19 protein-coding genes are annotated in these 26,628 nt (G+C 55.8%); 12 read left to right on the forward strand and 7 right to left on the reverse strand.

Features of this window, described 5'->3' with window-relative positions; translation table 11 throughout:
- Nucleotides 1–663 precede the first annotated feature (663 nt).
- The 3 genes from E1H13_RS02775 to purT all read right to left on the reverse strand — a co-directional run bounded on the left by E1H13_RS02775 (nucleotide 664) and on the right by purT (nucleotide 8,592).
- Entirely contained in the window at nucleotides 664–5,763 is a 5,100-nt protein-coding gene (locus E1H13_RS02775) for a translocation/assembly module TamB domain-containing protein (RefSeq protein WP_169611878.1), read from the reverse strand.
- Between the two features lie 311 nt (nucleotides 5,764–6,074).
- A complete protein-coding gene (locus tag E1H13_RS02780; protein ID WP_169611879.1) occupies nucleotides 6,075–7,307 on the reverse strand; it encodes a lipid-A-disaccharide synthase-related protein in 1,233 nt (410 codons plus the stop codon).
- Between the two features lie 76 nt (nucleotides 7,308–7,383).
- On the reverse strand, nucleotides 7,384–8,592 hold the full coding sequence (gene purT, locus E1H13_RS02785; RefSeq protein WP_169611880.1) for a formate-dependent phosphoribosylglycinamide formyltransferase: 1,209 nt from the start codon (nucleotides 8,590–8,592) through the stop codon (nucleotides 7,384–7,386).
- Nucleotides 8,593–9,185: 593 nt separating this feature from the next.
- Here purT and pilM point away from each other — a divergent pair.
- From pilM to E1H13_RS02805, 4 genes are all read left to right on the forward strand, one after another.
- Nucleotides 9,186–10,286, forward strand: a complete 1,101-nt coding sequence (gene pilM / locus E1H13_RS02790) for a type IV pilus assembly protein PilM (protein ID WP_169611881.1) — start codon at nucleotides 9,186–9,188, stop codon at nucleotides 10,284–10,286.
- Between the two features lie 2 nt (nucleotides 10,287–10,288).
- Nucleotides 10,289–11,062, forward strand: coding sequence for a PilN domain-containing protein (locus tag E1H13_RS02795; protein ID WP_169611882.1), 774 nt, complete (start codon nucleotides 10,289–10,291; stop codon nucleotides 11,060–11,062).
- Nucleotides 11,062–11,946 (forward strand): hypothetical protein, encoded by an 885-nt coding sequence (locus E1H13_RS02800; RefSeq protein WP_169611883.1) that lies wholly within the window; start codon nucleotides 11,062–11,064, stop codon nucleotides 11,944–11,946. The genes E1H13_RS02795 and E1H13_RS02800 overlap by 1 nt, the downstream gene beginning before the upstream one ends.
- A gap of 88 nt (nucleotides 11,947–12,034) precedes the next feature.
- Nucleotides 12,035–14,212 carry a type IV pilus secretin family protein gene (locus tag E1H13_RS02805; RefSeq protein ID WP_169611884.1) on the forward strand — a complete coding sequence of 726 codons (2,178 nt, stop codon included), beginning with the start codon at nucleotides 12,035–12,037 and terminating at the stop codon, nucleotides 14,210–14,212.
- A gap of 787 nt (nucleotides 14,213–14,999) precedes the next feature.
- Here the strand turns inward: E1H13_RS02805 and E1H13_RS02810 are convergent.
- Nucleotides 15,000–15,521 carry a GNAT family N-acetyltransferase gene (locus tag E1H13_RS02810; protein ID WP_169611885.1) on the reverse strand — a complete coding sequence of 174 codons (522 nt, stop codon included), beginning with the start codon at nucleotides 15,519–15,521 and terminating at the stop codon, nucleotides 15,000–15,002.
- A gap of 355 nt (nucleotides 15,522–15,876) precedes the next feature.
- Here E1H13_RS02810 and E1H13_RS02815 point away from each other — a divergent pair, with 355 nt between their 5' ends.
- From E1H13_RS02815 to E1H13_RS02825, 3 genes are all read left to right on the forward strand, one after another.
- Nucleotides 15,877–16,593 (forward strand): hypothetical protein, encoded by a 717-nt coding sequence (locus tag E1H13_RS02815; protein ID WP_169611886.1) that lies wholly within the window; start codon nucleotides 15,877–15,879, stop codon nucleotides 16,591–16,593.
- Between the two features lie 57 nt (nucleotides 16,594–16,650).
- Nucleotides 16,651–17,547: an alpha/beta hydrolase gene (locus E1H13_RS02820; RefSeq protein WP_169611887.1), complete on the forward strand. Its 897-nt coding sequence runs from the start codon at nucleotides 16,651–16,653 to the stop codon at nucleotides 17,545–17,547.
- A gap of 188 nt (nucleotides 17,548–17,735) precedes the next feature.
- Nucleotides 17,736–18,317: a hypothetical protein gene (locus E1H13_RS02825; protein ID WP_169611888.1), complete on the forward strand. Its 582-nt coding sequence runs from the start codon at nucleotides 17,736–17,738 to the stop codon at nucleotides 18,315–18,317.
- A 286-nt stretch (nucleotides 18,318–18,603) separates the two neighbouring features.
- Here the strand turns inward: E1H13_RS02825 and E1H13_RS02830 are convergent, their stop codons facing one another.
- The gene (locus E1H13_RS02830) at nucleotides 18,604–19,473 is read right to left on the reverse strand and encodes a hypothetical protein (protein WP_169611889.1); all 870 of its coding nucleotides are present in this window, start codon (nucleotides 19,471–19,473) and stop codon (nucleotides 18,604–18,606) included.
- A gap of 391 nt (nucleotides 19,474–19,864) precedes the next feature.
- Here E1H13_RS02830 and E1H13_RS02835 point away from each other — a divergent pair, with 391 nt between their 5' ends.
- The gene (locus E1H13_RS02835; RefSeq protein ID WP_169611890.1) at nucleotides 19,865–20,596 is read left to right on the forward strand and encodes a Crp/Fnr family transcriptional regulator; all 732 of its coding nucleotides are present in this window, start codon (nucleotides 19,865–19,867) and stop codon (nucleotides 20,594–20,596) included.
- Between the two features lie 186 nt (nucleotides 20,597–20,782).
- Here E1H13_RS02835 and E1H13_RS02840 read toward each other — a convergent pair whose 3' ends face one another.
- A complete protein-coding gene (locus tag E1H13_RS02840) occupies nucleotides 20,783–21,820 on the reverse strand; it encodes a LysR family transcriptional regulator (protein WP_169611891.1) in 1,038 nt (345 codons plus the stop codon).
- Nucleotides 21,821–22,049: 229 nt separating this feature from the next.
- Between E1H13_RS02840 and E1H13_RS02845 the strand changes: the two genes are divergently transcribed.
- The 4 genes from E1H13_RS02845 to E1H13_RS02860 all read left to right on the forward strand — a co-directional run bounded on the left by E1H13_RS02845 (nucleotide 22,050) and on the right by E1H13_RS02860 (nucleotide 25,381).
- Nucleotides 22,050–22,850 (forward strand): hypothetical protein, encoded by an 801-nt coding sequence (locus E1H13_RS02845; RefSeq protein ID WP_169611892.1) that lies wholly within the window; start codon nucleotides 22,050–22,052, stop codon nucleotides 22,848–22,850.
- A gap of 108 nt (nucleotides 22,851–22,958) precedes the next feature.
- A complete protein-coding gene (locus E1H13_RS02850) occupies nucleotides 22,959–23,444 on the forward strand; it encodes a 2Fe-2S iron-sulfur cluster-binding protein (RefSeq protein WP_169611893.1) in 486 nt (161 codons plus the stop codon).
- Between the two features lie 281 nt (nucleotides 23,445–23,725).
- Nucleotides 23,726–24,808, forward strand: a complete 1,083-nt coding sequence (hrcA, locus tag E1H13_RS02855) for a heat-inducible transcriptional repressor HrcA (protein WP_169611894.1) — start codon at nucleotides 23,726–23,728, stop codon at nucleotides 24,806–24,808.
- Between the two features lie 6 nt (nucleotides 24,809–24,814).
- Entirely contained in the window at nucleotides 24,815–25,381 is a 567-nt protein-coding gene (locus E1H13_RS02860; RefSeq protein ID WP_169611895.1) for a DUF4126 domain-containing protein, read from the forward strand.
- Between the two features lie 23 nt (nucleotides 25,382–25,404).
- Here E1H13_RS02860 and hemH read toward each other — a convergent pair whose 3' ends face one another.
- On the reverse strand, nucleotides 25,405–26,568 hold the full coding sequence (gene hemH, locus E1H13_RS02865; RefSeq protein ID WP_169611896.1) for a ferrochelatase: 1,164 nt from the start codon (nucleotides 26,566–26,568) through the stop codon (nucleotides 25,405–25,407).
- Between the last annotated feature and the right edge of the window lie 60 nt (nucleotides 26,569–26,628).

Below are 26,628 nucleotides of genomic sequence, written 5' to 3' on the forward strand. Positions count from 1 at the left end.
ATGGGTGGATGGGTGGATGGGTGGATGGGTGGATGGGTGGATGGGTGGATGGGTGGATGGGTGGATGGGTGGATGGGGAGGAGGTTTTGGATTTTGGATTTTGGATTTTGGATTGAAATTGTAGGGTGCATTAGCGGTCAGGGTCTGGGTATTGGCGGTTAACCTAGGGCCGCAATGCACCGGCCAGAAAGGTGGGGAGGTGGTTTTGGATTTTGGATTGAAGTCGTAGTCATTGGGTACATTAGCGGCTAGGGTCCGGGTATTGACGGTCAACCTGGGGCCGCAATGCACCGCTTCCCGAAAGGAATTTTGAATTTTGAATTTTCCCCTTTTCGTTTTTCGTTTTTCAGAAGCGTAGGGGCGGACCTGTGTGTCCGCCCTGGCGGGGTATCCCTGTTTTTGCGATACCCCTAGGGTGCCCAGGAGAACCAGAAGATAGCTATTCTTGATGCCGGACAGGGCTCAGGCGTGGTTTCGTATGCTGTGGCAGACGTAAAGGGCGTATGCTTTAAGGCGGCAAGCTATGCCGTGTGAGCGTTCAGGAGTTAGACTACAAAAAGGGCCTGGATTCTGACTCCTGACTCCTAACTCCTGGCCTATCCCAAACTTCCCGGCTTAGATATCACGCCGGATGTTATCTGGGTTTCCCTTCTACTGTCTGCCTTAAAACCGGATTTCGTACTCCACGGTCACGGTTTCATTGCCAGAAAAGTTGGTCGCCCCCCGGGCCCGGAGTTGATCGCTAAACCGGTAGGACACCCCCACCTCTGGCGGGTTGCCACTGTTAAGAATTTCTAGGGCATCCACACTGATGCGATCGCCGATGTCAATGGAGGCTTCTACCCCAATGCCAATGCCAGCGGTGCTATCGGTGGCGGTATCAGTGGTTGGGAACACACTAAAGGAGCGCAGACCGATGGTATCGGCGACGCGATCGCCAAATCCTGCCAGAGCTCCAGATCCAAAGAAGCCAGCCACCTGTCCCAAAGAGGCCCCATAGACATTGGTCAGTACACTGCGACCCAGCAGGGCCACCAGATCGTCCTGGCTGCGGGCGGGGCGGCTGGTTAAGGCAATCAGCTCCGTGGCCTGCCCGGGGGCATCGGCCTCTTGTAACTCACTGGCGTAACCAAAGGCGGTGGCAAACACGTTGACAAACTCCACCTGGCCTGTGGTCAGGCTCGTGGTATCGGCCACCTCAGCACTGACAAAGGGGGTGGCTGCGGCCTGTCTGACTTCCTGGTCCCGTAGCCGTGCCCGCATGCGCACATCCAGAAAGGGATCTAACCCATGGGCCGGGGTAAAGGTGGCGGTATTGGTTTCCCCAGGAATCAGCCGAAACTGCGTGGAGAACAGGTTGATCCAGCCGGAGTCTAGGGTGATAACCCCATCAGGACGTGGGTCCGCCAGGGTACCATCCACTTGGATATTGCCTGAGGCGGCTATGTTGTAGAACGGCTGTCCCGAGATCAACAGTTGGTCGGCTAAAACCAGATTAAAGTTGCTCAGCCTGACCTGTTCCATCAGCTGATTCGGTAAGGTTTGCGGCTGGGGTGGTAATGGAAACCCGCCCACCTGAGCTTGGTACTCGGCAACGGCATCCGCCAGGGGAGTGGAAAAAAGTGTGGGTTGCTCAGTTGCTGGATCCAGCTCTGAATCCAGCTCTGGATCGACACCATGACCGTTATTGAGTTCGCCCATATAGCCGAGCAGATTATTAGCTCTGACTAAACCACGGCTGACCTCCACCAGCCCAGAGACTTCGGGTGCCATCACCGCCCCTGCAATCAGCACCTGACCTTCCACCTGGGCTTCCAGCAGGTCAGCATAGTCTACATTTAGCTGATTCAGGGCGATCGTCAGTCCCGCAGCAGCCCCTGGGTCTTCCAGAGTCTGTTTGGTCTGGGCTAAGGCAACCGCCGTCCCATGCTGAATCGGCAGTCGTCCATTCACCTCAATGGTGCCATCCCCAAAGACAGCTTGCAGCTGGTTAACCTGCACCTGCTCCAGGTTGAATTGCACATTGCCGGTCAGGTTGGTCACGGGTTGGGTCAAGGCGCTGCTCGTCAACTGGCCATCTTGAAATTGGGCGCGACCTACCACGATCGGATCTTCCAGAGTGCCACCTACCTGGACTGTGACATTACCCTGCCCCCCGTCCCAACGCAACTGCTCTTCAGTGAGTAGGTTCAGTACCTGTAAGCTTTCATTTTGCATGGCCAGCAACACCTCGATCTGGTCGCTGGGGGGCTGCACTGTCATGAACGGTAAGGCATAGGGCACCGTTCCCTGGAGGGTGATTTGGGCTGGATCGGTGACCACCGCAGCCCCTTCAAACCGCAGTTGGGCATTGTCGTAGGTGAAATCGAGATCAACCCCGTCCAGGGGCTGCTGATTCAGCCTGGGATTAACCACTGTCACCTGCCCGACCACCAGGGGATTGCTGAGACTACCCCCCAATTGAGCGGTGGAGGCGATATCCCCCTCAACCGCCACCGGTAAATCGATCAACAGTTCCGCCAGTTCCACCGGTACACCGCTAACCGTCAGTTGGCCATCCAAGTTATCTAACCTGCCGGCACCGGTGAATGCCACCAGCGTGTCAGGGGAGCGAAACTCCAGCGGGCTCACCACGAAGGCCTCGTCTTGGTAGCGGGCGGCCAGTTGGAACTGATTGCAGGCTATGGCGCTCTCCAGGGGTCCAGGGGAATCGGGGGACAGTAGCGGGGCTGAATCGCTTTCATTTCTGGCACCACAGGGCAAAATCCTTCCCCACGACCAGTCTTGGCCTTGGATATTGGCCGTAGCCTGCAGGGTATCGGCAGCAAACCCCTGTCCCTGGACCATGATTGAACCGGTAAACTCACCCTCCAGGGCACTGGGTGGCGGCAGGGCAATCTGAGTGCCGTTCCGCTGGGGTTCATAGGTGTTTAAAAACTGGGCAAACGCCTGCAACTGATCGAAGAAAGGGGCAACGGGCAGAGTCGCTGGCTGCGGAACGACGTCGGCTGCGGTCCCTGTGATGTCATCGGGGGGGGCAAAACCGATATCGCTAAATTCCTCCCAACCCAGCGTGGCCAACGCATCTTCAAAGTTGCCAGTCACAATCTCAACCTGGGCCGCATAGGTCAGCTCGGCCGCCGCCAAATCAGCTTGGCCCGTGAGTTGGTAATGGCTACTGGCAAAGCGTAAATCACCGTTTGTCAAAGCCGCCAGGCCATTGGCATAGCTGTACTGCCCCTCAAAGCTATCAGCCACTACATCCCCCAAGGCCGGGTTGGCAATGGTGGCGATGCCCTGGGCGGTAGGGCTGGCAAAATCAGTCAGATCCGCCTGGAGGGTGGCCTCTAACCGCCCAGCCAGAGGCCCTAACCCGATCGCTTGGGCCGGGGCCAGGTTGAGAGCATCCAGCGGGAAGTTCTGCAGGGTAGCGGTGAGTTGGCGGTTGACCATCTGGCCGTCAGCGGTGGTGTCTCCCTGGCGCAGGGCAAACTGGCTAGGTAACAGGTCAGCATCCAAGCTGGCACTGATGCGATCGCGCTGCCCCCGCAAGTCCACCTGTCCCCCCTCCGCTAGGGCTAGGTTTACGGGGCCTCGAAGCCGGGGCTCAAAGGCGAAGGCATTAACTGCCAGGTTATCCAGTTGAGTATCCCCCTGCAATCGCAGGTTAGCCAGGGGACCCGTGATTTGGCCATCAAAACTGGCCAGCCCAGCCAGGGTAATTTCAGAGCGGGCAGGCTCGGGAATGAACGGGGTTAACCGGCGCAGGTCATAGGGGCTGAGCTGGACCGCTAGATCGACAGTATCGATCGGCGGTGTGGCGGCAAAGTCGGTGGCAATAAACCCGGCAGCGGTTACCCCAGGGGCGTTGAACTGGTCCACCTGAAGGCCAGTGCCAGCCCAGCGAAAGGCAGTGGTCCAGTCCCCCCGGTCCAGTAACGGCGGGGAACCCGGCGCGATCGCCACTTCGGCATCAGCAACCCGGGCCGTACCACTAGCCGCGATCGCGGCTAGATTCAAGTCTTGTAAATTGCCAGCAGCATTGACCACGGCGCTCAACCGGCCGCGGGCCTGATCCGTAAACCGTTCCACCGGCACATCCACTGTGGTCAGTTCTGCCGACCAATCTCCCAGATCAAAGCGAGCCTGGGCGGTGGCATTCAGGGTACCTCCCTCCACCTGGAACTGGGTTTGGTCTACCACCAGCAGGTTGTTGCGATAGGTCGCCTGCCCCTGTCCAGGGTAGGTGGATTCTGGCAGTTGAAACTGCACCACAGCCTGGGGATCATTGAGGCTACCGGTCATTTCCCCGGTAGCCTGGACAGGGCCAATCACCGCCTGGTTAGGCAGCGTTACCCCATAGAGGTTCGCTAGGGCATCGCCGGGCAGGTCGGCCTGCATGTCAAAGGCGAAGCTAGGGTTGGCCAAATCAGCTAAATCTACCTGCCCCTGGCCGGTGATAAAGCCGCCATCCGCAGGGATAATCCGTAGGGTCTGGAGGTCAAACTGCGCCTCGGTGGCCGCAAAGTTGGCGGAGAAGGTATCCACCGTTACTTGGTCCGCCTGGACCGGACCCAGATTGTTCAGTTCCCCCGTCAGTTGAGGCTGATCCAGCGGGCCAGTGACAGCCCCTTCAAACTGAAACGTTCCGGCAGCCTGCACAGGCAGGTCCAGGTCTAGCAGGTCTGTTACCTGGGCCAGGCTAACCGCTGGAATGGCAGCGGTCAGGTCATAACCCGTCTGCCAATCCACCGTACCGGCAGCCGTCAGCGGAATATCCCCCAGCTGCAGACCGGTGTCTTCTAGCACAACCCGCTCCCCCTGAAAGCGCAGGCTGCTGTTGAGATCCCGAATCGGTTCCGGCAGCTGGCTAACCAGGATTTCCCCGTCGCTAAACTGAGCCGTCCCCTGGGCCGACACAGGCCGCACCTCGTCCTGTAGGCGCACCTCGGCCGTCAGGTTACTGTCCAGGGTGCCCCCTGCCAGTCCTAGTTCCGGCGGCAGAAACAGGTTGACCCCGACAGTGGGCAATTGATGGGTTCGCACACTGATATTCAGCTCCTGCTGGTCGAGTAGACCACGGCCCTGGGCCTGAAAGGTGCCGTCACCCAATTGGCCTTCGACCTCAAAGCCCAGTTCATCCACCTCCGGATCATCCAGGGGGGTGAGGTAGGCCCTGGCGTTAACCGCCTCCAGCAGAATCGGCTCCGCCGGGGCGATCGCTTCAGGACGAGGAATTTGGCTGGTCACATGCACCCTGGCGTTTTTCGCCTTGAGTTCCCCCAGCTTGAAGGAAATGGGGCCGGGGTCTTCATCGGGCTCTGGCAGGGTCAGATCAATCCAACGGCCATCCGCCGCCTGCACCACCACCACATCTGGATTCAGCAGGGTCAACGATGGACGCAGGGTGCGGCGAAAAATCAGATCGGGCCAGCTAATGCTGACGTCGATCGCCTCGACGGTGGCCTCGGTCTGTACGGCCTCAGTGGGGGGGAGATGGGCTGAGCCAATGCGAAAGCCCGTTAGGGTAAAGTGTTCAATTTCCCCTACCACCACTGGGCGCTCCAGCGTCTCTTCCAGGCCTGCTTCTAGGCGGGGAATCACCTGCTGGTTCACCACATCCCGACCCCAAATGGCGGTGACAACCCCAGCGGCTACAATCACTCCACCCAGGCCGATACCTACCTTATAGGCCAGGGGCATAGCCGAGCGCGACACATCATCCTGATCAGGGGAAGGGGGCAAAGGGGTAGGCTGGGTCATGACTATCCCGGGGTAGGGGTCAATTAATAAATCATGTAAAGCATGGCGCTAGCAGAAGGCAGTAGGGCTTTGACCGGGGGTAGCAGGCAGCTTCTCACTAACTCTGCTGGGATAAGCACATGTGCAAGAACCCGATTAAGCGCCTTGCATCTACCGAGTCTGTAATCCTGGTAGCACTTTTCAACGAAATTAAGTTAAGGAGACTGTACAAATAATCTGAGCCTCAGGCAAGGGGCGGACGCTACCCATTTGCCCGCGCAGGGCACCAAAGCAATGCCAGCATCTAATGGGTTGCATATAAATGCCAGCATCTAATGGGTTGCATATAACTGATGCAGTGCTAAAGCCATTTGGTGAGCGGCCCCGGCTTGACCCATGCGACGGCGACCGTTTTCGGCGATCGCCTGCAAGCGATCGCTGTCTTCCAAACATTGGCGCATGGCCGCCCCCACCTCGGCGGGCTGGGTAGTCAAAATAATCGATGGCCCCAACAGCCGCTGCTGGGCCTCGGCAAAGGCATAGGTAAACTGGGGACCCGGTCCAGGCAGGGTGAACACAGGCTTACCCAAGCCGACCGCCTGTTCGGTGGCGGTGCCAGCGGTGGCAATCACGGCATCGGCTAAGTGCAGGCACTCGGCAAAGTGGTTGGTACTCAGCACCAGAAAGCCGTTGTGGCGACTAAAGGCCAGGGGCTGCCCGGCGATCGGTTGCCAGCCCGTATCCAGCAGCGCATCTTTGAACGCGGCCTGGTTTAGAGAGGGGGCGATCGCCCCCAGTAGCCGCACCTGCCGTTCTGGGAAAATCGCCAGAATACTGTCGATCGCCGCCAACATCAGCTGCCAGTTATCAAACGCCTCAGGAGCGCGGGATCCAGGCAATAGGGCGACGGTCAACACCGCCTCAGCCGGGGCAAAGGTCCCGGTGAGTTGAGCTAACTTATCAGCGGCGGCCCCCAGGTCATCCATCATTGGGTTACCCGGGTAAATCGCCGGCACTCTAAGTTTCTGCAGCCGCTCAGCGGTCAACTGGTCTCGCACAAACACCCCCTGGCAGCGGCGGTGACTCATCAGCCAGCGCTCCCAGGGTAAATAGACTGAGCCCCCCCATCCCTCGGTCAGGGGGCGACCGGGCAAGCGACCGGTTTCATCCCGCAAGAAATATTCTGACTTCGCAGTGCCCAAAAACGCATAGGGAGCACCGCTGTACCAAGCCATGGCCAGGGGCACAATATCCCCCACCGCCAAAATGGCGCCCCCCGCTTTTCCCCACTGGCGTACGGTTTGCAGCTGTTTCCAGGTCAGCCCCAGCAGCCCCCCCTGGATGTCGCGCATGGCCTGCCGCCTATCCATATAGATAAACCCGCCCGAGGGCAGGGTTTGGGTCGGGCCAACAATGGGAATTCCGGCTTTTTGAAACGCGCCCCCCTCCCCCACAATCGGCAAGGCCGCCAGGGAGGGCGCACCAGGCAAACGACGCAATTGCTTCAAAAGCCTTACCGCAATGCTATCTTCGCCATGACCATTGCTAACACAGAGTAAATCCATTCCCAAGGCTATTCTCAAGGCTGTTTCAAGGGCTATCCACAACCCTATCAGAAAAGCTGAAAAGCCGGTTTTTGCTTCACAGCTCTACGTGCACCTGTTGGGCACAGGTCGTGGCCCGCTGGCGAGCCACTTCCGTGGTTGCTCCGGTGGCCAGGGCGACGCCCATGCGGCGATTTGGGTGGGCCGTGGGCTTGCCAAACAACCGGATTTTACTGCTGGGTACCTGGAGAGCTTGGGCCAGACCGGTGTAGCGGGGGCGATCGCCAGTACCTGCGGCTAAAATCACCGCCGAGGCCCCCGGTCCAATCAGGGTGATTTCACCGATGGGCAGCCCCAAGATGGCCCGCACATGTAGCTCAAACTCAGACATGGCCTGGCTGGCCATGGTCACCATCCCCGTATCGTGGGGCCGGGGGCTCACTTCACTAAAATATACAGTCTGCGGCCGATCCGGAGGACCAGCAATAAACAGCTCCACCCCAAACACTCCCCAACCGCCCAGGGCATCGGTAACGGCCCGGGCCATGGCCTGGCATTGGGCCAGGGTCTCGGTGGGCAGGTCACAGGGCTGCCATGACTCGCGGTAGTCTCCCGCCACTTGCCGGTGACCGATGGGGGGGCAGAACCAGGTGCCATCTGCGGCCCGTACGGTTAACAGGGTAATTTCGGTGTCAAAGGGAATAAACCCCTCTACAATCACGCGATCGCTCTTACCCCGCCCGGCGTCTCGGGCATAGGCCCAGGCCGGTAGCACCTCTGACGTCTGGCGCACTGTTCGTTGCCCCTTCCCCGACGAGCTCATGATCGGCTTGACCACACAGGGCAATCCCACCAGCTGGACCGCCTCCTGATACTCGGCCTCAGTGGCAGCAAATCGGTAGGGGGAGGTCTTTAAGCCTAATTCTTCCGCCGCCAGCCGCCGAATGCCCTCCCGGTTCATGGTCAGCTGAGTGGCCCGGGCGGTGGGAATGACGGTGTAGCCCTCCGCTTCTAGATCAACCAGGGTATCAGTGGCGATCGCCTCTACTTCCGGCACAATCAGGCTAGGTTGTTCCACCTCCACCACTCGGCGCAGCTGAGTACCATTCAGCATGTCGATCACATGACGGCGGTGGGCCACCACCATGGCCGGGGCCTGATCGTAGCGATCGACGGCAATCACCTCTAGGCCCAGACGGATGGCTTCCAGGGCCACTTCTCGCCCGAGCTCGCCAGAACCCAGTAACATCAAGCGTTTAGCCCCATCCGTCAAGGGGGTACCAAGGTGGGTGAAGGGAAGAGTCATGGGCGATCGCTCCAGGGATAAACAGATGGGGTAAAGAACCAGTGCGCCAAAAAAATAGCAAGTTTTTGTCAATCTAGGCGTCCACTTTTCAAAAGTATGTGTAACATCACTGGTGTAGTCAGGTTTTTTCTATCAGGGCAACTATTTGGAGCAGACGCTTTCGGGTTGCACCACTGAGGGTGTGCCCCGTTGGCTTGATTAATAGCTAGTTAGAATTAGGAGTGCGTCGCTAGGGGGGGGGTGATCTAATCCCTCATCGAATCAGATAGTCGATTCAACGATTCAGCGTCCCTACATTAGTGGGGCGATCGATTTTAGGTGGGCGATGGCGATCCCTCTCTAGACCTCTAGATTAGACCCTGGGCTTTAAAGGGATGAAAAGTGGCAAATCTCAAACAAATTGTGTACCATTCGTTAGCACAATTTTCCTAGGGGCGGCCAAACACCCCATAAGCCTAACCTTTAGGCCTAGAAATAGGGTGCCTTAACGGGCTGCAACTAGGACGCGGGGGCAATGTCTCTGCCATTTTTGTGGGCTATTTGATGATTTGACGTTTAGTTTTAGTTACTGATCTGTTTTTGCGGACACTGCCGTGGATAGTTTGAAAGCTATTTTTAATCGTAAGCCTCGCGGCGTTGGCGTTGAGCTTACCCCCGAACGAGTCAACCTAGCCCGACTCAAAAAGCAAGGCGCTAGCCTCAAGTTAGAGACCTTGGCTTCGGTCGAGCTGGCCGAGGGAATTTATGAAGAGGGGCAAATTCTAGACACGGCGGCAATGGCTGACGCCATTCAAACGGTGCTGACCGAAAGCAAAATCAAGGTTAAACAGGCCACCAGTGCCATCCCAGGGAGAGCTATCACTCGGGTGATTCCGGTGCCAGCAGAGCTAGATGATCAAGAACTACGGGAAATGGTGCTGAATCAAGAAGCCAGCCTCTATCTACCCTTTCCTCGGGAAGAAGCGGATGTGGACTACCAAAAGCTGGGCTACTTTGTGGATGAAGATGGCATCGAAAAGGTGCAAGTGCTGCTGGTGGCTGTGCGCAAAGACTTAACCGATCCCTACATCGAAGTCTTCCAACAAGCGGGGCTAGCCCTGAATGTGCTGGAAACCTCTAGCTTTGCCTTGATTCGCACCATTCGCGAGCAGCTGCGCCAGTTCACCCCCCAAGAAGCCGCAGCTGTGGTCGACATCGAATTTGAAAACACTGAAATCTCGATTGTGGTGGATGGGGTGCCCCACTTTTCTCGCACCGTTCCCATTGGTACCTTCCAAATTCAAACGGCTCTCAGTCGGGCCATGAATCTACCGCCATCCCGCAACACAGAACTCCTCCAGGGCATGACCGTACCGATTCAGTCTATGGATACCGTAGGGTCGCCCCAGATGGGCAACACCAACCCTGGCACGACCGCCATGCTACGGGTGCTGGGGGAACTAGCTGACGAACTGCGGCGGTCAATCGACTTTTACCTGAACCAGGGGGAAGAGATGGAAGTCGCCCAATTGCTGTTAGCTGGGCCAGGGGCATCCATTGGCCAATTAGACGAGTTTCTGGCGCAGCGGTTGAGCCTACCCGCCAGTCAAATTGATCCGATTTCAGCCCTGTCCTTAGAGGTGGATGACGACATTCCAGAGGTGCAGCGGGCAGGGTTGGCAACCGTGATTGGTCTTGGACTGCGGGAGGTATAGCCATGTACAGCTTAGATATTAATTTTCTTAAAGACCGAGAGGTCAGGGTCTTTGAAGCCAAGCCCAGGCAGCGTAGTGCGGCGGTGCCTGGCGATCGTCGTCCGCTAATTTTAGGGTTAGTCGTGGCCTTGATTCCCCTGGCCCTGGTGGGGGGCTACTGGGCGGTGACCCGCAACCAAGTCAACACGCTCCAGGCCAGAAGCAACGAACTGGATGCGGAACTGGCTCAGCTACGGGGGCAACTGGATGAAATTAGTGGTATTCAGGGGCAAATCCAGGCGGTTCGCGCCGAAAACAACGCTTTTGTTTCAATCTTTAATGAGATTGTCCCCTGGTCCGCTTTGCTGCAAGACATCCGCAACCGCACCCCAGCCCGGGTGCAAATCACCACCCTCAACCAAACCGCTGGGGACACATCAGAAATTAACCCCGACCTACAACCGCCCAGGGCAGGCGGGGTATCCATTGATGGGGTCGCCTGCTCCCACGACGATATCAATGACTTTGCCTTAGTCCTCCAGCGATCGCCCTTACTACAAACCTCATCGGTGGCCATTGTCCGGGCCCAACAGCAAACCAACCTGCTTGACCCCGAAACCGAGGGTCGCTGCCCCGGCACCGCCGTCGGTGATCCGGAATTTCTAGTGGACTACACCATCCGCGCCAACATTACGGATACCCCCGCCGCCCAGTTGGTGGACGAGTTGGAACGCCAAGGCACCGTTGGTTTAGTGACCCGGCTCCGTGCCCTCAGAGAAACAGGAGTGATCGACTGATGTCATACACAGGTGACTTTCTGCCCGCCGAGGAAAATCAAGAGTTTGAACAGGCCAGCCCGGCCTATCCCACTGCGTTTGGGGTAGAGTTCACGCCAAAAGTTCAGGGCATTGCGATCGCTGTTTTGGGCATTATTGGAGCCTTTGCGGTCTATAACTTTTTGGTACAACCCGTAGTTGAAGAGCGCCAACGGTTAGAAGCTGAAGTGGCCCAAAAAGAGACAGAGTTGGCCCAACAGCGGGCCAACCTGGAAGGGATAGTCGAACTCCAAGCTCAGTTAGATCAAGCCCTAGAGCAGCGGGTTGGCATTTATAGCCTGTTGGGAGATTCCCAGAGCGTAGACACCCTACTGCTCGACATTAACCAACAGATCCGTAACAGCAATGCGGCCATCAGTGATGTGCTTCAAGTTGACTTTGACCGCTTAGATGGGGGGCAACTAGCCGCCCTTGGGCTTAACCAAGCCCAGATCCAGCGAGTTCGGGCCGAGTTTGCCGGTGACCCAGTCACCCAAAAGTTGCTCTACACCTCTGAGTTGATGAGCTTTAATCCAGGCCCGTCTGTTTTGCTCAGTGATGGTCCCCCCGAGCTCAATAATCGGCTCGAACGGCACACCGTTGATGTCTCTATGCAGGCCCTATTTCCACAAACCCTTAGCATCATGCGTAATATCGAGCGGTTAGAACCCTTGATCATTATTCGTGATATGCAGCAGACCATTGCCCCTACACCCCAGGGGGTCAGCGAAGAGCAGCTGATAGGGCTGACCCGCCTGCTACAAACCAACTTCACCCTAGATGTCTTGGTTCCAGTCAACGATCCCAGCATTCCACCGACACCCGTTGCCCCAGAGGGTGAAGAAGGCGAAGACGTCAGCGAGTAACCCTGTCCCGATGCCCCCGCCAACCGAAGATAGATCGCCCAGTATATAAGCCATGCGGCCCGCCGCAACTGTGATGGAGGAGTGAACCGTGAACCGTGTATTGAACCTGAATCCCCTACTACTAGGCGGTGCCCTAATCGCCCTAGCCGCTGAGCCTGGAGTTGCCTCTGTAACCAGCATTACTGGCGTTCGGGTCAACCCCACCGATGCTGGCCTAGAGCTAGTCCTAGATACCAGGGGTGGCGATGCCAGTAATGTTTTCACCGTCAGCCAGGGCAATACCCTACGGGCTGACATCACCCGTGCCCAGCTCAACCTGCCCGATGGCAATGGGTTCAGCCAGGCCAACCCAGCCCCTGGCATTGCCGAAGTATCTGTGGTCCCCCTAGACGCCAACAGTGTCAGGGTAACCATCAACGGCAATGGTCAAGCCCCGACTGGGTCGGTCTCGTCTTCGGGTAATCAGGTGGTGGTGTCGGTTCGCAGCGATGGTCAAGCCGCCCAGCAACCGACCCCCGTACCCACTGAGCTAGAGACCGTACCTGCCCCCGAGGCGCCCCCGGCCACCGCCCAGGCGACGCCCCCGGCTGACGCCACACCGGCCACGCCCCCAGCCCAGGCCAACCCAGATATTTTAGTGCCAGACCCCGAGGTGACCATCGATGGTCAGCCAGTACCCCAGCCCCGGCCCCAGCAAGCTCCCCCCTTCCTCCCCCGGGCCGTGGCTCCACCGGTGGGTGATATTGCCGTAGCGGAGGCCGTACCCACCTTTGGCAGTATTGATCTGGGCAGCAACGAGCGCATTCCTCGGCTGCTGCTGCGGGATGCCTCAGCCCGAGAGGTACTGTCGCTATTGGCCCGTTCCGCTGGGCTAAATCTGGTCTTTACCCCGGCCACAGACAATGGTGCTGCCGCTAATGGCGATGGCCCCACCATTAGCCTCGACATTGAGAACGAGTCGGTGCAAGACGTGTTTAACCACGTTTTGCGGGTTTCGGGCTTACAGGCTAACCGGGTGGGTCGCAGTATCTATGTGGGTCAAGCCCTGCCGGTGTCAGCTCAGACTATTAACACTCGCACTCTGCGTTTAAACCAGGTGGATGCCACGGTTGCCGCCAACTTCCTAGTCGCCCTAGGGGCTGAGAGTGCGGTCAGCCGCGAGCGTTTAGTCACCAATGTCACCGCCGTTGAAGTGGCTGAGGGGACTCCGCCCCTGACCGAAACCCAAACCACTACGGTGGACCAGATTGAAACCCAACGGGTGGACTATGAAGATAGTCGGGCAATTTTGCGGGGCCTACAGGTTGTGGCCGATGAGCGCACGAACTCGGTGACTCTGGTGGGTCGAGGGGAGTTGGTGGCGATCGCCACCGAACAACTGACCCGCCTGGATATCCGCCGTCGTCAGGTGGCCATCAATGTCAGAGTGATTGACATTGACCTGAACGCTCTAGATGCCTTTGGCACCAGCTTCTCGTTCCAGACGGGTAATTTTGGTATCACGAGTACCGGTGGTCTAGGGGTAATCAACCTCGGCACCCCTGGTATAGGTAACCCTGGTGTTCCATCCACCCCAAATCCACCTACTGTACCGGGTGCAACCCCTATCGGGCCCAGAACTTTGGGGGGGCCTGGGACTAATTTAACAGCTAGCAATTTCTTGTTCCAGTTGCTAGCCACCGTCCAAAGCGGTAGCGGCAAGATCATTACCGACCCCACCCTGATTGTGCAGGAGGGACAAAACGCCACCGTTCAGCTCACCCAGGACGTGGTCACCAAAGTCGAAGAAACGACCACGATTACGAATGGCATTTCTGAAACCACTCAAGAAGTTGAAATTAGCCCAGCTGGCTTAATTCTGCAAGTCAATGTCGATCGGATTGATGATAACGGCTTCGTTTCCCTGTCTGTAGCACCGAGTATTTCCGCACCTACCGATACCTTTACGGTGGCAGGAGAGACATTCTTTCTGCTGTCTGAGCGGCAGCTCAGCTCTGGACAGGTGCGGGTGCGAGATGGACAGACCCTGCTGTTGTCGGGCATTATTCAAGAGACAGAGCGCTCTACTGTCACCAAGGTGCCCATTTTGGGCGACATCCCCATTCTGGGGGCGCTTTTCCGCAGCACGGTCACAGATAATCAGCGGCGAGAGTTAGTTGTGTTACTGACACCCCAGATTCTCGACGACTCAGATCAGAGTGTGTGGGGCTACAGTTACACCCCCAGCGAAGAAGTGCAGAATATCTTGGAAAATCGGCAGCGCTAGGGGTAGTTACCAGGTCAGCTTAAACTTAACCCAAATATGACACGAGCCTAGGGGTGTAACTCACGACATCTCTAGGCTTTGCCTTTATTTAAGTTCCTGCCCTACTATCCCACTGTCCCAGAAACCCGGCTTCTTCACTGACGGGCTCACACGTTGAGCGGGTGATATAAATCCTAGTTGTATAACCCCGAATCAAACCCTGTGCCGCTCAGGCTGAGCTTGTCAAAGCCCTAACTCGTTTCGGGGTTTTGTTAACCGGATTTGGTATGACAGAGTAGAAACCGGGTTTCTAGCCAGACGATCTCTTTTCTCTGGCTCTGATTTACAGCCAAGTTGAGTAAACTAGGGCTAACAGTCCCTAAGGCACTTCCATGGCTTACCGCGACTATCCCCAGCCCGCCTCAGAAACTTTGCCGACAATGTACGACTTGCCCAGTGAGGATCCGGAAGGGTTGGGCCTTGGAGTGTGGCCAGGCCAATACCAGGATACCCAAGGGATCTAGTTGCGCTGGTACCAAGACGATGGCAGTTGGGTCCCAACCGCCCAGGAGCAGGCAGACCAGGAGCGACAGCGGGCTGAGCGCTTAGCGGCTCAACTGCGGGCTTTAGGGGTTGACAGAGTAAACATCAAAGACCGCTTTGCCTTCTGGACTAGTGGTCTGTCAAGACTAAAAATTAGGGTAAGCGCTTTGCAAAGCCCTTTTATCTTCAGGGAGGTTGCTTCAACACATCAGGACCTTTCATCCCCTCCCACGGAGGGGTGCCCGGAGGGCGGGGTGGGTCTGTACTAGTCCGGGTACCAGAACATACCTTTGATGCCTTCAGGGTCGGGCATAAATCCCAGCTGCTTATAAAACTCCACCACCTGGGGATCGGCAAACAGGGTGACATTGCTAATATCTTCACTGCGCAGTTTCTTGATCAGCTGTCGCATCAGCTCCTTCCCCAGCCCTCGCCCTTGAAAGTCTGGATGCACCACCACATCCCAAATCGTGGCGTTAAAGGCATGATCCGAGGTGGCCCGCGAAAAGCCAATCAACCGTTGCCGTGCCCCTCGCTGTTCCCACATTGACACCACCAGATAGCTATGCTGAATGGCCTTGCGCACCTTGCGAATCGGGCGCCTGGCCCAACCTACCGCATTACACAGTTCTTCGAGCTCGTATAGGTCGATGTCACGATTCGTGCTAAAAATAATCGCGCTGCCCTCGTCGCGCTCTCGCATCGCCTCTAGAACGGTACCCGACGGCCCTAAATTCCCCGATGACGCGCCATCGGATCCTACAAAAAGACTCTTCCAAAAACCCATGTAGGCACTGCTCTATAACGAACGAAGACAACTGTCAGCAAGGACAACCACGTTTTTTAGTATATCCTCTGGCTCTGGTTCTACGGCCTAGTCCCTAACATCTGGGCAAATTCAACCAGGACTACCCCTGAAGTCGCACTTATACTAGTCTAATCAGGTTCACTGTAGGTCTAAACGTTGTACGATGGAGCCGCTTAACCCGGCGTGGCGCCTAGTTCATCGGCGGCGGCAACCAAGTCACAGATGTAACCCTAGAATCCACAGACGGGATGGTCGTCTTGCCCTGTGACTCAACCTATCAGTTTCTGGGGTTTCAGATGCTAGCTTTACCTCAATGGAGTTCCCCTTTTCAACGATGGCCGCTGGCTTAAACCCCTCCACGGTTGAGTTACTCAAGCGCTTTAACCGGGCGTTTCCCCAGTTTTATGAGCAGTTTGTCAGCAGCGAGATCCAGCTCCAGAATTTGAGGCTGGCTTACCAGTTGTATAAGCAAAAAACTGCCGTTATCGACATCAAACCCGATGGCAGCAAGAGCGCCTTGTACTTTGCCTACCGCAACCAGTCTTTTTTGTTGAGCGATATCTTTGGGGTGTTAGCGGCCTATGGGCTAACTATCCATAACCTGAGTCTATACGGGCAGATTTATTCGCCCATGCTGGTTTTTATGAAGCTGGTGGTGTCGCGCAGCCGGCAGGCCCTACTCGGACCAACCGCTGACAATGTCTGTCGAGCCATTCGTGAAACCCTGGCGGGACACTTCGAAGTCGAGGAAATGCTGACAGTAGAGTTTAACCTGGATGCGGGACTAGAGCGGGTAGAAACTGAGTTTTATGTGGATCCAGTCTTTCATCTGCCAGCCCTCCTGATCGAGGCGGATAACCAACCTGGTTTGTTCTATAAGGTGATGTACGCCATTTGGCAGGAGGATCTCTTGGTGGTGAATGCCAATTTGCTGGTGTGGCGAGGCCGCACCCGGTTAATTTTGTACCTGCTGGGTCCGAACGAAAGCTTAATTCCCGATTACCTAGGCCAAAAGATTGCCGAGGGCATTCGCTACCGCCTCATGGCTTAAGGGATGAGCATTGAGCTGATTACTTGATTGGGCCAGGGTTTGCAGTAGGATCAACCTATGGCCACAACCACAATTTTTGGTGTTCCTCACCACTACCAATTCACTACCGAGGGCACGGATGCTCCCTTTGTATTTATCCACGGTTGGCTGTTGAGCCACAGCTACTGGCAACCGGTTATGCACCAACTAGTGGGTTGTTATCCTTGCCTGGCGTATGATCTGCGCGGGTTTGGCGAGTCCCGATATCATCTCGATCGCTACGAACCTGGCTTGCCCCCCAAAGCTGAAGCCATAGGGGCATCTGATTCTCCCTATGGTTTAGCGGCCTATGCTCGGGACCTGGCAGCCCTGTTGAAACAGCTAAATCTAGGACCTGTGTGGCTTGTGGGCCATTCGTTGGGGGGCAGCATTGCCCTCTGGACGGCCTATTGCTATCCCGAGTTGGTACAGGGGGTGATTTGCCTCAACTCCGGAGGAGGCATTTATATCGAGCGAGACTTCCAACAGTTTCGCCGGGCTGGGCAGCAGATTGTGCGCTGGCGATCGCCCTGGCTGGGCCGGGTGCCGGTGTTACCGCTGCTACTAACTCGGATGATGGTGGCCAAGCCTCTACCTTATCATTGGGGATGGCAGCGCTGTCGCGACATGCTCTGTGCCCATCCTGCAGCGGCCCTAGGTAGCCTGCTCGAATCTACCACCGAGGCAGAAGTACACCTATTACCTCGAATTGTCTCTAGCTTGACCCAGCCTGTGTACTTTATCACCGGTCGCCAAGATCAGGTGATGGGGCCAACCTTTGTCTATCACCTGGCGGGCTATCTAGCCGCCACAGAATCCGGTAGCAAAACGGTGTTTGAGCTAGATAACTGTGGCCATATGGCCATGATTGAACAACCCCAAGCCGTCGTCGATGTTCTTAAGACCATGGTGTTAGGCCCCAACCTCCAGGGCTAGGCCGCCGTTTTCCCAGTGAGGACCAATTTTTCCTAAGGCCAAGATAGTCCAGCGATCGAGCACCAACCCATCCCCTCAGCTCCCAGCCAGCGTTGCAGGCGATGGTTCTAACTTGATAAGTTAACAACATAACTGTTGAATTTTGGATCGCTATTGCAGTCAAAAGACACTGCTATAGCGATGTACCTATGCTTTTTCATCTACGCCAACTAAATCCCAGGCTGCTACTGGGCTTGCCCCTGCTACTGAGTATGGGTTGTACAGAGGCGTCGCTCAATGACACCAATGATCCTAGCGGTCAAACCGAGCCACCCTTTGAGGGTACAACGACGACTATCGATCAGATGGATGACCTGGAAAGGGCCGACTCGGGGATCTTAGAAGAGGTGCGAGTAGCCGAGCATGATGGCTATGAACGGGTTGTGTTTGAATTTCGCGATCGCAGACCTGCCTATCGAGTGGACTATCTCGATCGTCCAGCCCAGGCCTGCGGTTCCGGCTTTGATATGGACACGGCAGGTGATCAGGTACTCAAAGTCAGTTTTGCCCCGGCCTCGGCATTTGAGGATATTGATGGGGAACGCCGGAAAACTGTTGACGACACCGAACTGAGACCTAACTTGGCGGTGCTGCAAGAAATGGTTGAAACCTGCGACCACCATGGTGGAGTATCGTGGGCCTTAGGTACCGCTGAGCAGGTTCCGTTTCGCGTACTTGAGCTAAAGGACCCTGGGCGGCTGGTTATTGACCTGCGTTCCCCATCGCTATGATCAACCCTACCTTTCTGAACCTTTTCGACATGGGGGAGTAGGTCGCTGATTTGATTTGGTTCAAAACTTGGCAAAATAGCTAACAAAACAAAAGAGATGCCGACGACTGGCCGTGTTTCGTCTCGGCATCTCTTCTGGTTCGCTCCTCACACATCCAAATTATAGGCAATGACCATGAGGTTGTCACCCCTTTTTATAGGGTTAACCCAACAGTTTTTCTTATAGGTCGAGTCGGTTAGGGGTCAGAGTTCAGGATCATTAGGCTGGAGAGCAGCCAGGGTAACCCTTAAAGGCTGGTGGGGGCGGCATGGCTGAGCAAACCTACCAGCAGGTGTTCTAATCCGCAGACAATGCCTCTCAGCAATAGAACCGTGGGTGGGCGAGCTGAATCAGCTGACCTCCATGGCAGAGGGTCGAGTTTCCCGAACCAGTGCTCGACTCGGGCGGACAGGTGATAACCGGCCTCAAAACAGGCTGTGGGGTCTGGGGAATCAAACCGATCGATCAGCCGAATTAAGGCCCAAAGTATCTCTTGTTCTAGCGGGGTAGACGCCACAAAGCGATCGGGTAGGAGGAGGTTGTCTTCCCCTAGGCCCGCCAGTCGGTAACACTGACAATAGGCATATTGCACAAATGCCAGGGGAGATAGGCCTAACCGCTGGGCGACCTGCGAGTCTCCTATGAACCCTGGCCAAAGGGGGCTGACCTCTGGGGTATCCCTGGGGCGGGGGGAGTGAACCACCTCCCACAACCACAGACTGAGGGCTTGGGCGGTGGGGGTTAAGAGGATCTGTCCAGTGGATAAACTTTGGGCTTGGGTCTGCCAGGCGATCGCATCCCCCCGTTCATCCAACTCCGGTCTCATCGCCATCGCCCCAGAATCACCTACCTCCGATAGGTGATTCCAGTCCCTAGCCAGGGTGTTGGCCAAAGTAGCGGCGGCTGGGGCCGGAGTTAGCCTCAGGGCAAGGGCCGAGCCATAGCAAATGGGATCGGGGTTGCGGCCCAGGCACAGGTCCCAAGCGGTTAACCGGGATGGTTCCCCGGCGTGGTTGTTTAGGAGCGTTGGCTCCGATATCTCCAGAATGCCTAGGTGCTGAATCGCGATCGCCCCCAACCGGGCCTGTAAAATCCCCTGCAATGTTCGGTAGCCCATCGTTATTCTTAAATACTTTTGAGGTGTATTAGTATGAGAATGTTCCTGCTAATCTTTTACTCTGGTCACTTTTACTCTGGTCATTATTGTCATTTGTGGTTGGTCTGGTATTGGGGTTCGAGTTCTGGACCTTAGATTGGGAGTTTTGGGAAGGGGGGGCAGCTAGGGTTTTAGGGGTTAGAGATAGACCGTATGCTGATGCTTAGTGGCATTCACAGCTCTCCCCAAGTCTCTGGTTATGGGGTTCCTGGCTACAAAGTTAGTCACCAAGCCTAAGGCTTCAGGTGCCATAGGCGATTAGATCTGGGTCTTTAGTCGTCCTATAGGCAAATCGTCACTACTGAACTTGATCCAAGTTATTTCTAGTAATATCCTGCGCTGTCTAAACTTTATGCCGCTATCCACCAGTGCTGACAATGCTCGTCCATTTTTGACCTGGCAACGTATTACTGACTGGGCCCAAGAGCATTATCGCTCCAGAACCTTCAATAAAGATGAACGCATTCCCACCCGCCCAGGGTTGCTTTACCTGGTAGAACGGGGTGCTGTACGCCTAGTGGGGGCGGCTCAGGCGGGGGCGGGCCCCAGCGAAGATGACGATGAAACCGAAGGAAATGATTACGAGTCCCTATCTGCGGCCACATTGGGTAACAACGAGGAGGCGTTTTTAGGCTTTGTAGGATCTGGGCAACCCTTTGAGATCGTGGCCCAGTCTCCCTTTAGCCTGCAAAGCTTTGCCCATGTCGATCAAACGATTGTGATCTGGCTGTACTGGAATGATCTAGACAATTGGCCCCACTTTCGCCGGGAAGTGTTAGATGCCTTTCGCTACCAACACCAGCGTAAGCTGCTATGGCTTAGTACCCTGGGCCAACGCCGTACCATCGATCGCCTGCTGGGATTCTTGACCCTGCTGATTGAGGAATTTGGGGAGCCCTGTGAGTCAGGCTACTACCTACCCTGGCCGCTGACCCACGCTCAAATTGGCAGTGCCATCGGGTCTACCCGGGTGACGGTAACCCGATTGATGGGCAAGTTGCGGCAAAAACAGCTGATTCAAACCTATAAAGATGGGCTGATTGCCATTCCCAACCCCGCTGATCTATCCATTCGAGGGGCTTAGTACTCTGCAGCATAAGTCAGCCAACGATGTCTGATACCTGGCACCTGGTAACCCACCTCTGCCTACTTCGACAAGTTACCCCTGCTTCGACCAACTCAGGACATCGCCTGGGGTCGCTGCGCGAGCAGTACAGGCCTCCCAGGAGGCAATACCCGACACCCGATACCCACTACTACCAGCCAATGCTTAGGGAGTTGGGCTGGGGCAAGGCTCTGACGGTGAGGCGGGTTTAGAGCCATTTTTGTCGGGGCTAGTCTTTTCGGAACTGGCCTTGTTGGCTCCAGCGGACTGAAAGTTAAGGGGCAGGTTAGTAAACTGCGGCAGAATTTCGCTGGTAAACGCCGCCGCCGCCTTGGAGCGATAGCGGTTGGGATTAAAGATCACCGATAGAGTGCGATGGACAACCACAGAGTCAATTTTGGCTCGATGGAGTACCCCCATTTGCAGTTCCTTTTCGATCGCCGAGTTAGATACAAAAGCGACCCCAAGACCAGACTGCACCGCCGTTTTAATCGCTTCGATGGAATTCAGTTCCATTTCAATCTTCAGGCGGCGGGTTTCAATCCCACTGCGGGTCAACACCTGGTCAATTACTTTGCGAATGGTGGATTGGGAATCTAGGGCAATAAAGTGAAGTTTGTAAAGATCTTCCCGCTGAATCACGTCGTGACTGGCCAAGGGATGATAAATCGGCATGATCAATGCGAGTTCATCCTCCGCGTAGGGCACTCTTTCTAAAGAGTCTTGTAATTCAGGAGGAACTTCACCACCAATAATCGCTAAATCCACCTGGCCATTGGCCACACTCCAGGAGGTCCTGCGGGTGGAGTGAACATGGAGTTGCACAGCCACATCGGCATACTTCTGCCGAAACAGGCCAATCATTCGAGGCAGCAAGTATGTCCCTGTGGTTTGGCTAGCGCCAATGATTAGGGTACCTCCCTGCAAATTTTGCAGATCCTCGATCGCCCGGCAGGTTTCTTGGCAAAGGCTCAAAATGCGATCGCCGTAGCTCAGTAATAGATGCCCAGCTTCCGTCAGCTGGGCTCGCCGTCCACCCCGGTCAAACAAGGGGACATCCAGCTGACGCTCAAGGTTTTGCACCTGGAGGCTGACCGCTGGTTGAGACACGTAAAGACTGTCGGCGGCTCGCTTAAAACTACCTTCTGCAGCGATCGCTTTCAGGATACGCAATTGATCAAGGGTGAAAGGAAGGTCAGCCATGGGCATTAACCCTAACGTAAAGTGATACTGGAACGCCAGTAGATAACAGTAGCAGCGGCAGGTAGCCGTCGAGGGGAATCCCTCAACAGCAGCGGCACCGCTCTTGTCTCGACGCCAGGTTCAAGGACACTATTTTAGATCTATCGATTCTTTTCGATAAGTCTGCCATCCTTAGATTACTTGGTTCGGGACCTTCACAGAAAAAAAATGCACAATACCCCAACGATTTATGAAACGTCAGGTTATTCAGAACTTCCTGAATCTACCCGGCATCTCGGGGGTGGCGTTGATTGATGGCCGAAATCGCCCCTTCTTCTTTGGGCCAGATATCAGTCTTAACTCCCACCAACAAGATGTTCTAGCCCAAGGGATTCAGCAGGTCGTATCCACGACCTCGGACAACTTCGACACATTCTCGTTCCGCTTTACCAATCAGTTGGCCCACATCTACAAACTTGACCAGGGGGTTATTCTCCTGGTGTTGATGGCTGAATCACAGCCTTTGGCCGACTATCGCTCGGCAGTGAGCCAACTGAAGGCGACCCTGATGGAAGCGCCCCACAACGTCGTACCCACCTTTCGCCTGGTTGCCGGCTGTGTCACATTGAACGGGCCATCTCAGAACACCCCTGCGTCCCCCGCCCCTGGAGCTGAAAGGGCCGAATTGGGTACGCTAACAATAACCTTTGAAGATACTGTGGTCGCACTTAACCACCTGAGCCATAGTGCCGCTCAATACCTGGGCAACGTGATTGTGGCCAATACTTGGAAACAGGCTCGCCCAGCGAATCCCTGGCTCGACCAATTTGAGTTGCAGCCCAATGGTTCGTTTCGAGTGGTTGAAGCCAGTACAACCTCACTGACTGAAGAGCAGCAGCAGTGGGTCAGGGAATGGGTGAGCGCATTTCTGCAGCGGGGAGGGCGAACCATCCGCAACTTCCATAGCCTGGTGAGCGATACGGCCCTGACGCCCCAGGAAAAGCAGCTACTGCTATCCCCACCGCCGCGATCGCCAGATTCACCTTCCTAGCCCTGGGTGCGTTCCCCCCATAGTTGATTCAGACGGCCATCGTCATTGCCCCTCCCTGCGATCGCAGCGATATCATGTTTAACCTCCTGACTGTAGACATTACCCACCATGGCTAAAACTGTCCGCCTTGAACCCATTGCCCAAGAAACGTCGGTAGAAACCAACGGCAACCTGCTCTCGGTTCTGTTGAACAAAGAGCTAGACGTGCTGAAGGAATGTGGCGGTCGTGGCATGTGCGCCACCTGTCACATCTATGTGCAGTCGGGCATGGAGTCACTAACCCCAATCAATCGCCGAGAACAACGCACCTTAGAGGTAATTACCTCATGTAAGTCCAACTCACGGCTCGCCTGCCAGGCTCGGGTGATGGGAGAAGGGGTGGTCGTCGAACTACCACCCGGGATGTACGTCAACTCCTTACAGGACATTGAAGCGTTGATTGGGCGACGGGCCGACCAAGACTTACTCCACCCGATTACCGGAGAAGTGCTAGTGGAACAGGGCAAGCTGATTACCCGATCTACCCTGAAACAGTTGGAAGACACCGCTAGCTTTAAGGTGGGCGAGTTTTTTACCCAAAGCAAAGAAGGATAGGGCTATAGGTCGGGGTTTGGGTATCGGGCCCAAGGTTCATGGTTCACGGTCTAAGGCTCATGGTTCATGGTTCACGGTCTAAGGTTCACGGTTCGCCGTACACCTTACACCTTGTACCTTGAACCTTCCCCACCTTGTACCTTGAACCTTCCCCACCTTGTACCTTGAACCTTCCCCACCTTGAACCTTCCCCACCTTGCACCTGCTTCCTACTTCCTGCCCCTGACACATCTGCTATGGTAAGGCAAAGCCTTAATTGAGTTTTGTCGAGCCCTTTGGTTATGGAATCTGTCCCGCCACTCAATGCCCGCCATCAGCAGGTGCTACAGGCTACTATTCGTCACTACATCGCCACTGCCGAGCCGGTGGCGTCGCGATCGCTAGCCCAGGAATATAACCTCAAGGTTAGTCCGGCAACGGTGCGCAATGCCATGGGTCTGCTAGAAAAATACGGCCTGCTGTATCAGCCCCACACGTCAGCGGGGCGGGTGCCATCAGATTTTGGCTATCGTCTTTATGTCGATCGCCTGATGCCCCCGGCTAATCAGGTGGGGCAGCGGGTGGATACACTACTGACAGAGGGGTTGAGTTGGGTGGGCTGGAGCCTAGAGGCGGTCTTGAAATCGGCGACTCAAATCCTGGCCCAGGTGAGTGGCTATCTGGCCTTGGTGACTGTCCCCCAAGCCAATACGGTGCTGATTCGCCATGTCCAGTTGGTGGAAGTAGACAGTGGCCAGCTGCTAATGATTGTGCTGCTCGATTCTTTGACCACCCAGTCGGTGGTGATCCAACTGCCCACCGAGGCAGCCCAGCCCCTGTTTGAGGGGCCTTGCGGCCGCGAGATGGAGATTTTATCTAACTTTTTGACCCACCACCTGCGGGGTCGCCCCCTAGCAGAGGTCGCTACCCTAGACTGGGGGGAATTAGGGGATGACTTTCAGCACTATGCCCAGATGCTATGCCAAGCCCTGCTGGATCTGGCCCGGCGATCGCGGCCGACCAGTGCCCCCCAGCTGGTGATTAGTGGCCTTTCAGAGGTGCTGCGCCAGCCTGAATTTTCCGAGTCTCAACAGATTCAAGCGGTCGTCAGACTGTTGGAGGAGGAGCAATCCCAGCTTTGGCCATTGTTGTTTGAAGCGCCTGCCATGGCCCCTGAATCTTCTGACGTGCGGGTGTGGATTGGCTCTGAAAACCCAATTGAGCCGATGCAGGGGTGTGCCTTAGTCGTATCTAACTACACCCGAGACGATACCTCCCTGGGGACTGTAGGGGTGCTGGGGCCTACCCGCATGGTCTACGAAAATGCAGTAGCGGTGGTAAAGGCAACGGCTGACTACCTGTCCACCGCTCTCAGCACCCCTTAGCTACCTGTGATCATCACTGAGCTACTAGCGGTACTTTCGATTGGGGCAGCCACGGGGTTACGGATTGCCCTGCCCCTGCTGCTGATTGGACTAATGTCAGGTAATCAGCTGTGGGCCAATGTGCCCTTACTATCCCGCCTGCCACCGGCTCTGCTGCTGGGAATCTTAGCCAGTTGGTCGGCGGCCGAGTTGATGTTGTCGAAGGATCGCCACAGCCAGCGGCTATTTCAAAGTATCGAGCTCGTGCTTAGCCCTGGGGTAGGGGCCTTGGCTGGTGTTGCCTTGGCCCGCACCGTAGGTCTGGAGGGATGGCTGCATTGGATTTTTGGCTTAATCAGCGCCCTATTGGCCCTGGTGATTCAGCTCTTGCAGGTAGGGTTCTTTTATCGTCCCCGACGTCCCCCCCTGTGGGCTTTTTTTGTGGTGGATGGTCTGTGTATTGTGTTGGCTTTCTTAGCCTTTGATGACCCCAATGCTGGGGGCATCATTGCCTTGCTGCTGCTCTGGCTGGTAATTCGCACCTCTTACCTCTGGCGCAATTGGACCAGAGGTGGTCCCCGATCGCAGGGCTGATGGTTGACTTATGCCTTGCTCAGCTACAGAATGCCAACAAAATGCAGTGGCCCTTTGCCACTGACCAGTTCCAGCAGCAGGGCCAAGAACCCCACCATGGCCAATCGCCCATTCCACACTTCGGCCACCGGAGTAAGCCCCCAAGCCGATCGCTCTTGGGGATAGATCTTCACCTTCTTGTCAGGCTGCACCACTTCAGAAAACAGCTTACGGGGCGACTCTAGGGCGTCAACCACCATTTCGGCCATATCAGCGATGAACTGGGGGTGGGTGTTGAGGGCGGGCACCCGATGAAACCCTTCGATACCGGCATGTTCAGCAATTTCGCGATATTCGATATCAATTTCTTGCAGGGTTTCAATGTGCTCAGAAACAAAGCTAATGGGCACCACCACCAGGTCTTGCACCCCCTGCTGGGCCAGTTCCTTGATGGCGTCTTCGGTGTAGGGCTGAAGCCATTCCACTGGACCCACCCGGCTTTGATAGGCCAGAGTATGGGGGTTAGGGCGATTCAGCGATCGCATGATCAACTCAGTACAATGCTCAATCTCCCGCTGGTAGGGATCCCCCGCTTCTTCCACATAACTCACGGGGACGCCATGGGCGCTAAAGAAGATATGGGCCTGATCAGGGCGATCTAGCTTGTTTAACTCTTGGGCAATTAGATCGGCCACGGCCCCGGTATAGCCTGGGCGGGCATACCAGGAGGGAATCACAGTGTAGACAATCCGTTGCAAAGAAGGATCTTCCATCCACAGTCGCTCTAGTAAGCGAAAGCTAGAGCCACTGGTACTGATAGAAAATTGCGGGTAGAGGGGAAGCACCACTAATTTTTCAATGCCATCGCGCTTAATTTGGGCCACTGCTTCTTCGGTGAAGGGGTACCAATAGCGCATGCCAATGTAAATATTGGCATCAGTACCCTTGGCGGCTAAGGCGGCTTGCAGCGCCTCTGCTTGTTGCTCGGTAACTTGCCGTAGCGGCGAGCCACCACCAATTTGCTGGTAATTTTCTTGGGATTGCTTGGCTCGAGAACTGGAAATTAGCCAAGCCAATGGCCGCTGTAGCCAAGGGAATGGGAGTCGAATAATTTCTGGATCAGAAAACAGGTTAAACAGGAAGGGGCGAACATCGTCAAGTTGTTCTGGCCCCCCCAGATTAAGCAATAAGACCCCAACGCGACCCATGGCACTATCGTGTTTATAAACGTCTGAGCGTGTTCGCTCTCGTAACTGTGATAAAGCTGA

It is taken from the genome of Nodosilinea sp. P-1105 (assembly GCF_012911975.1).
Lineage (GTDB): Bacteria > Cyanobacteriota > Cyanobacteriia > Phormidesmidales > Phormidesmidaceae > Nodosilinea.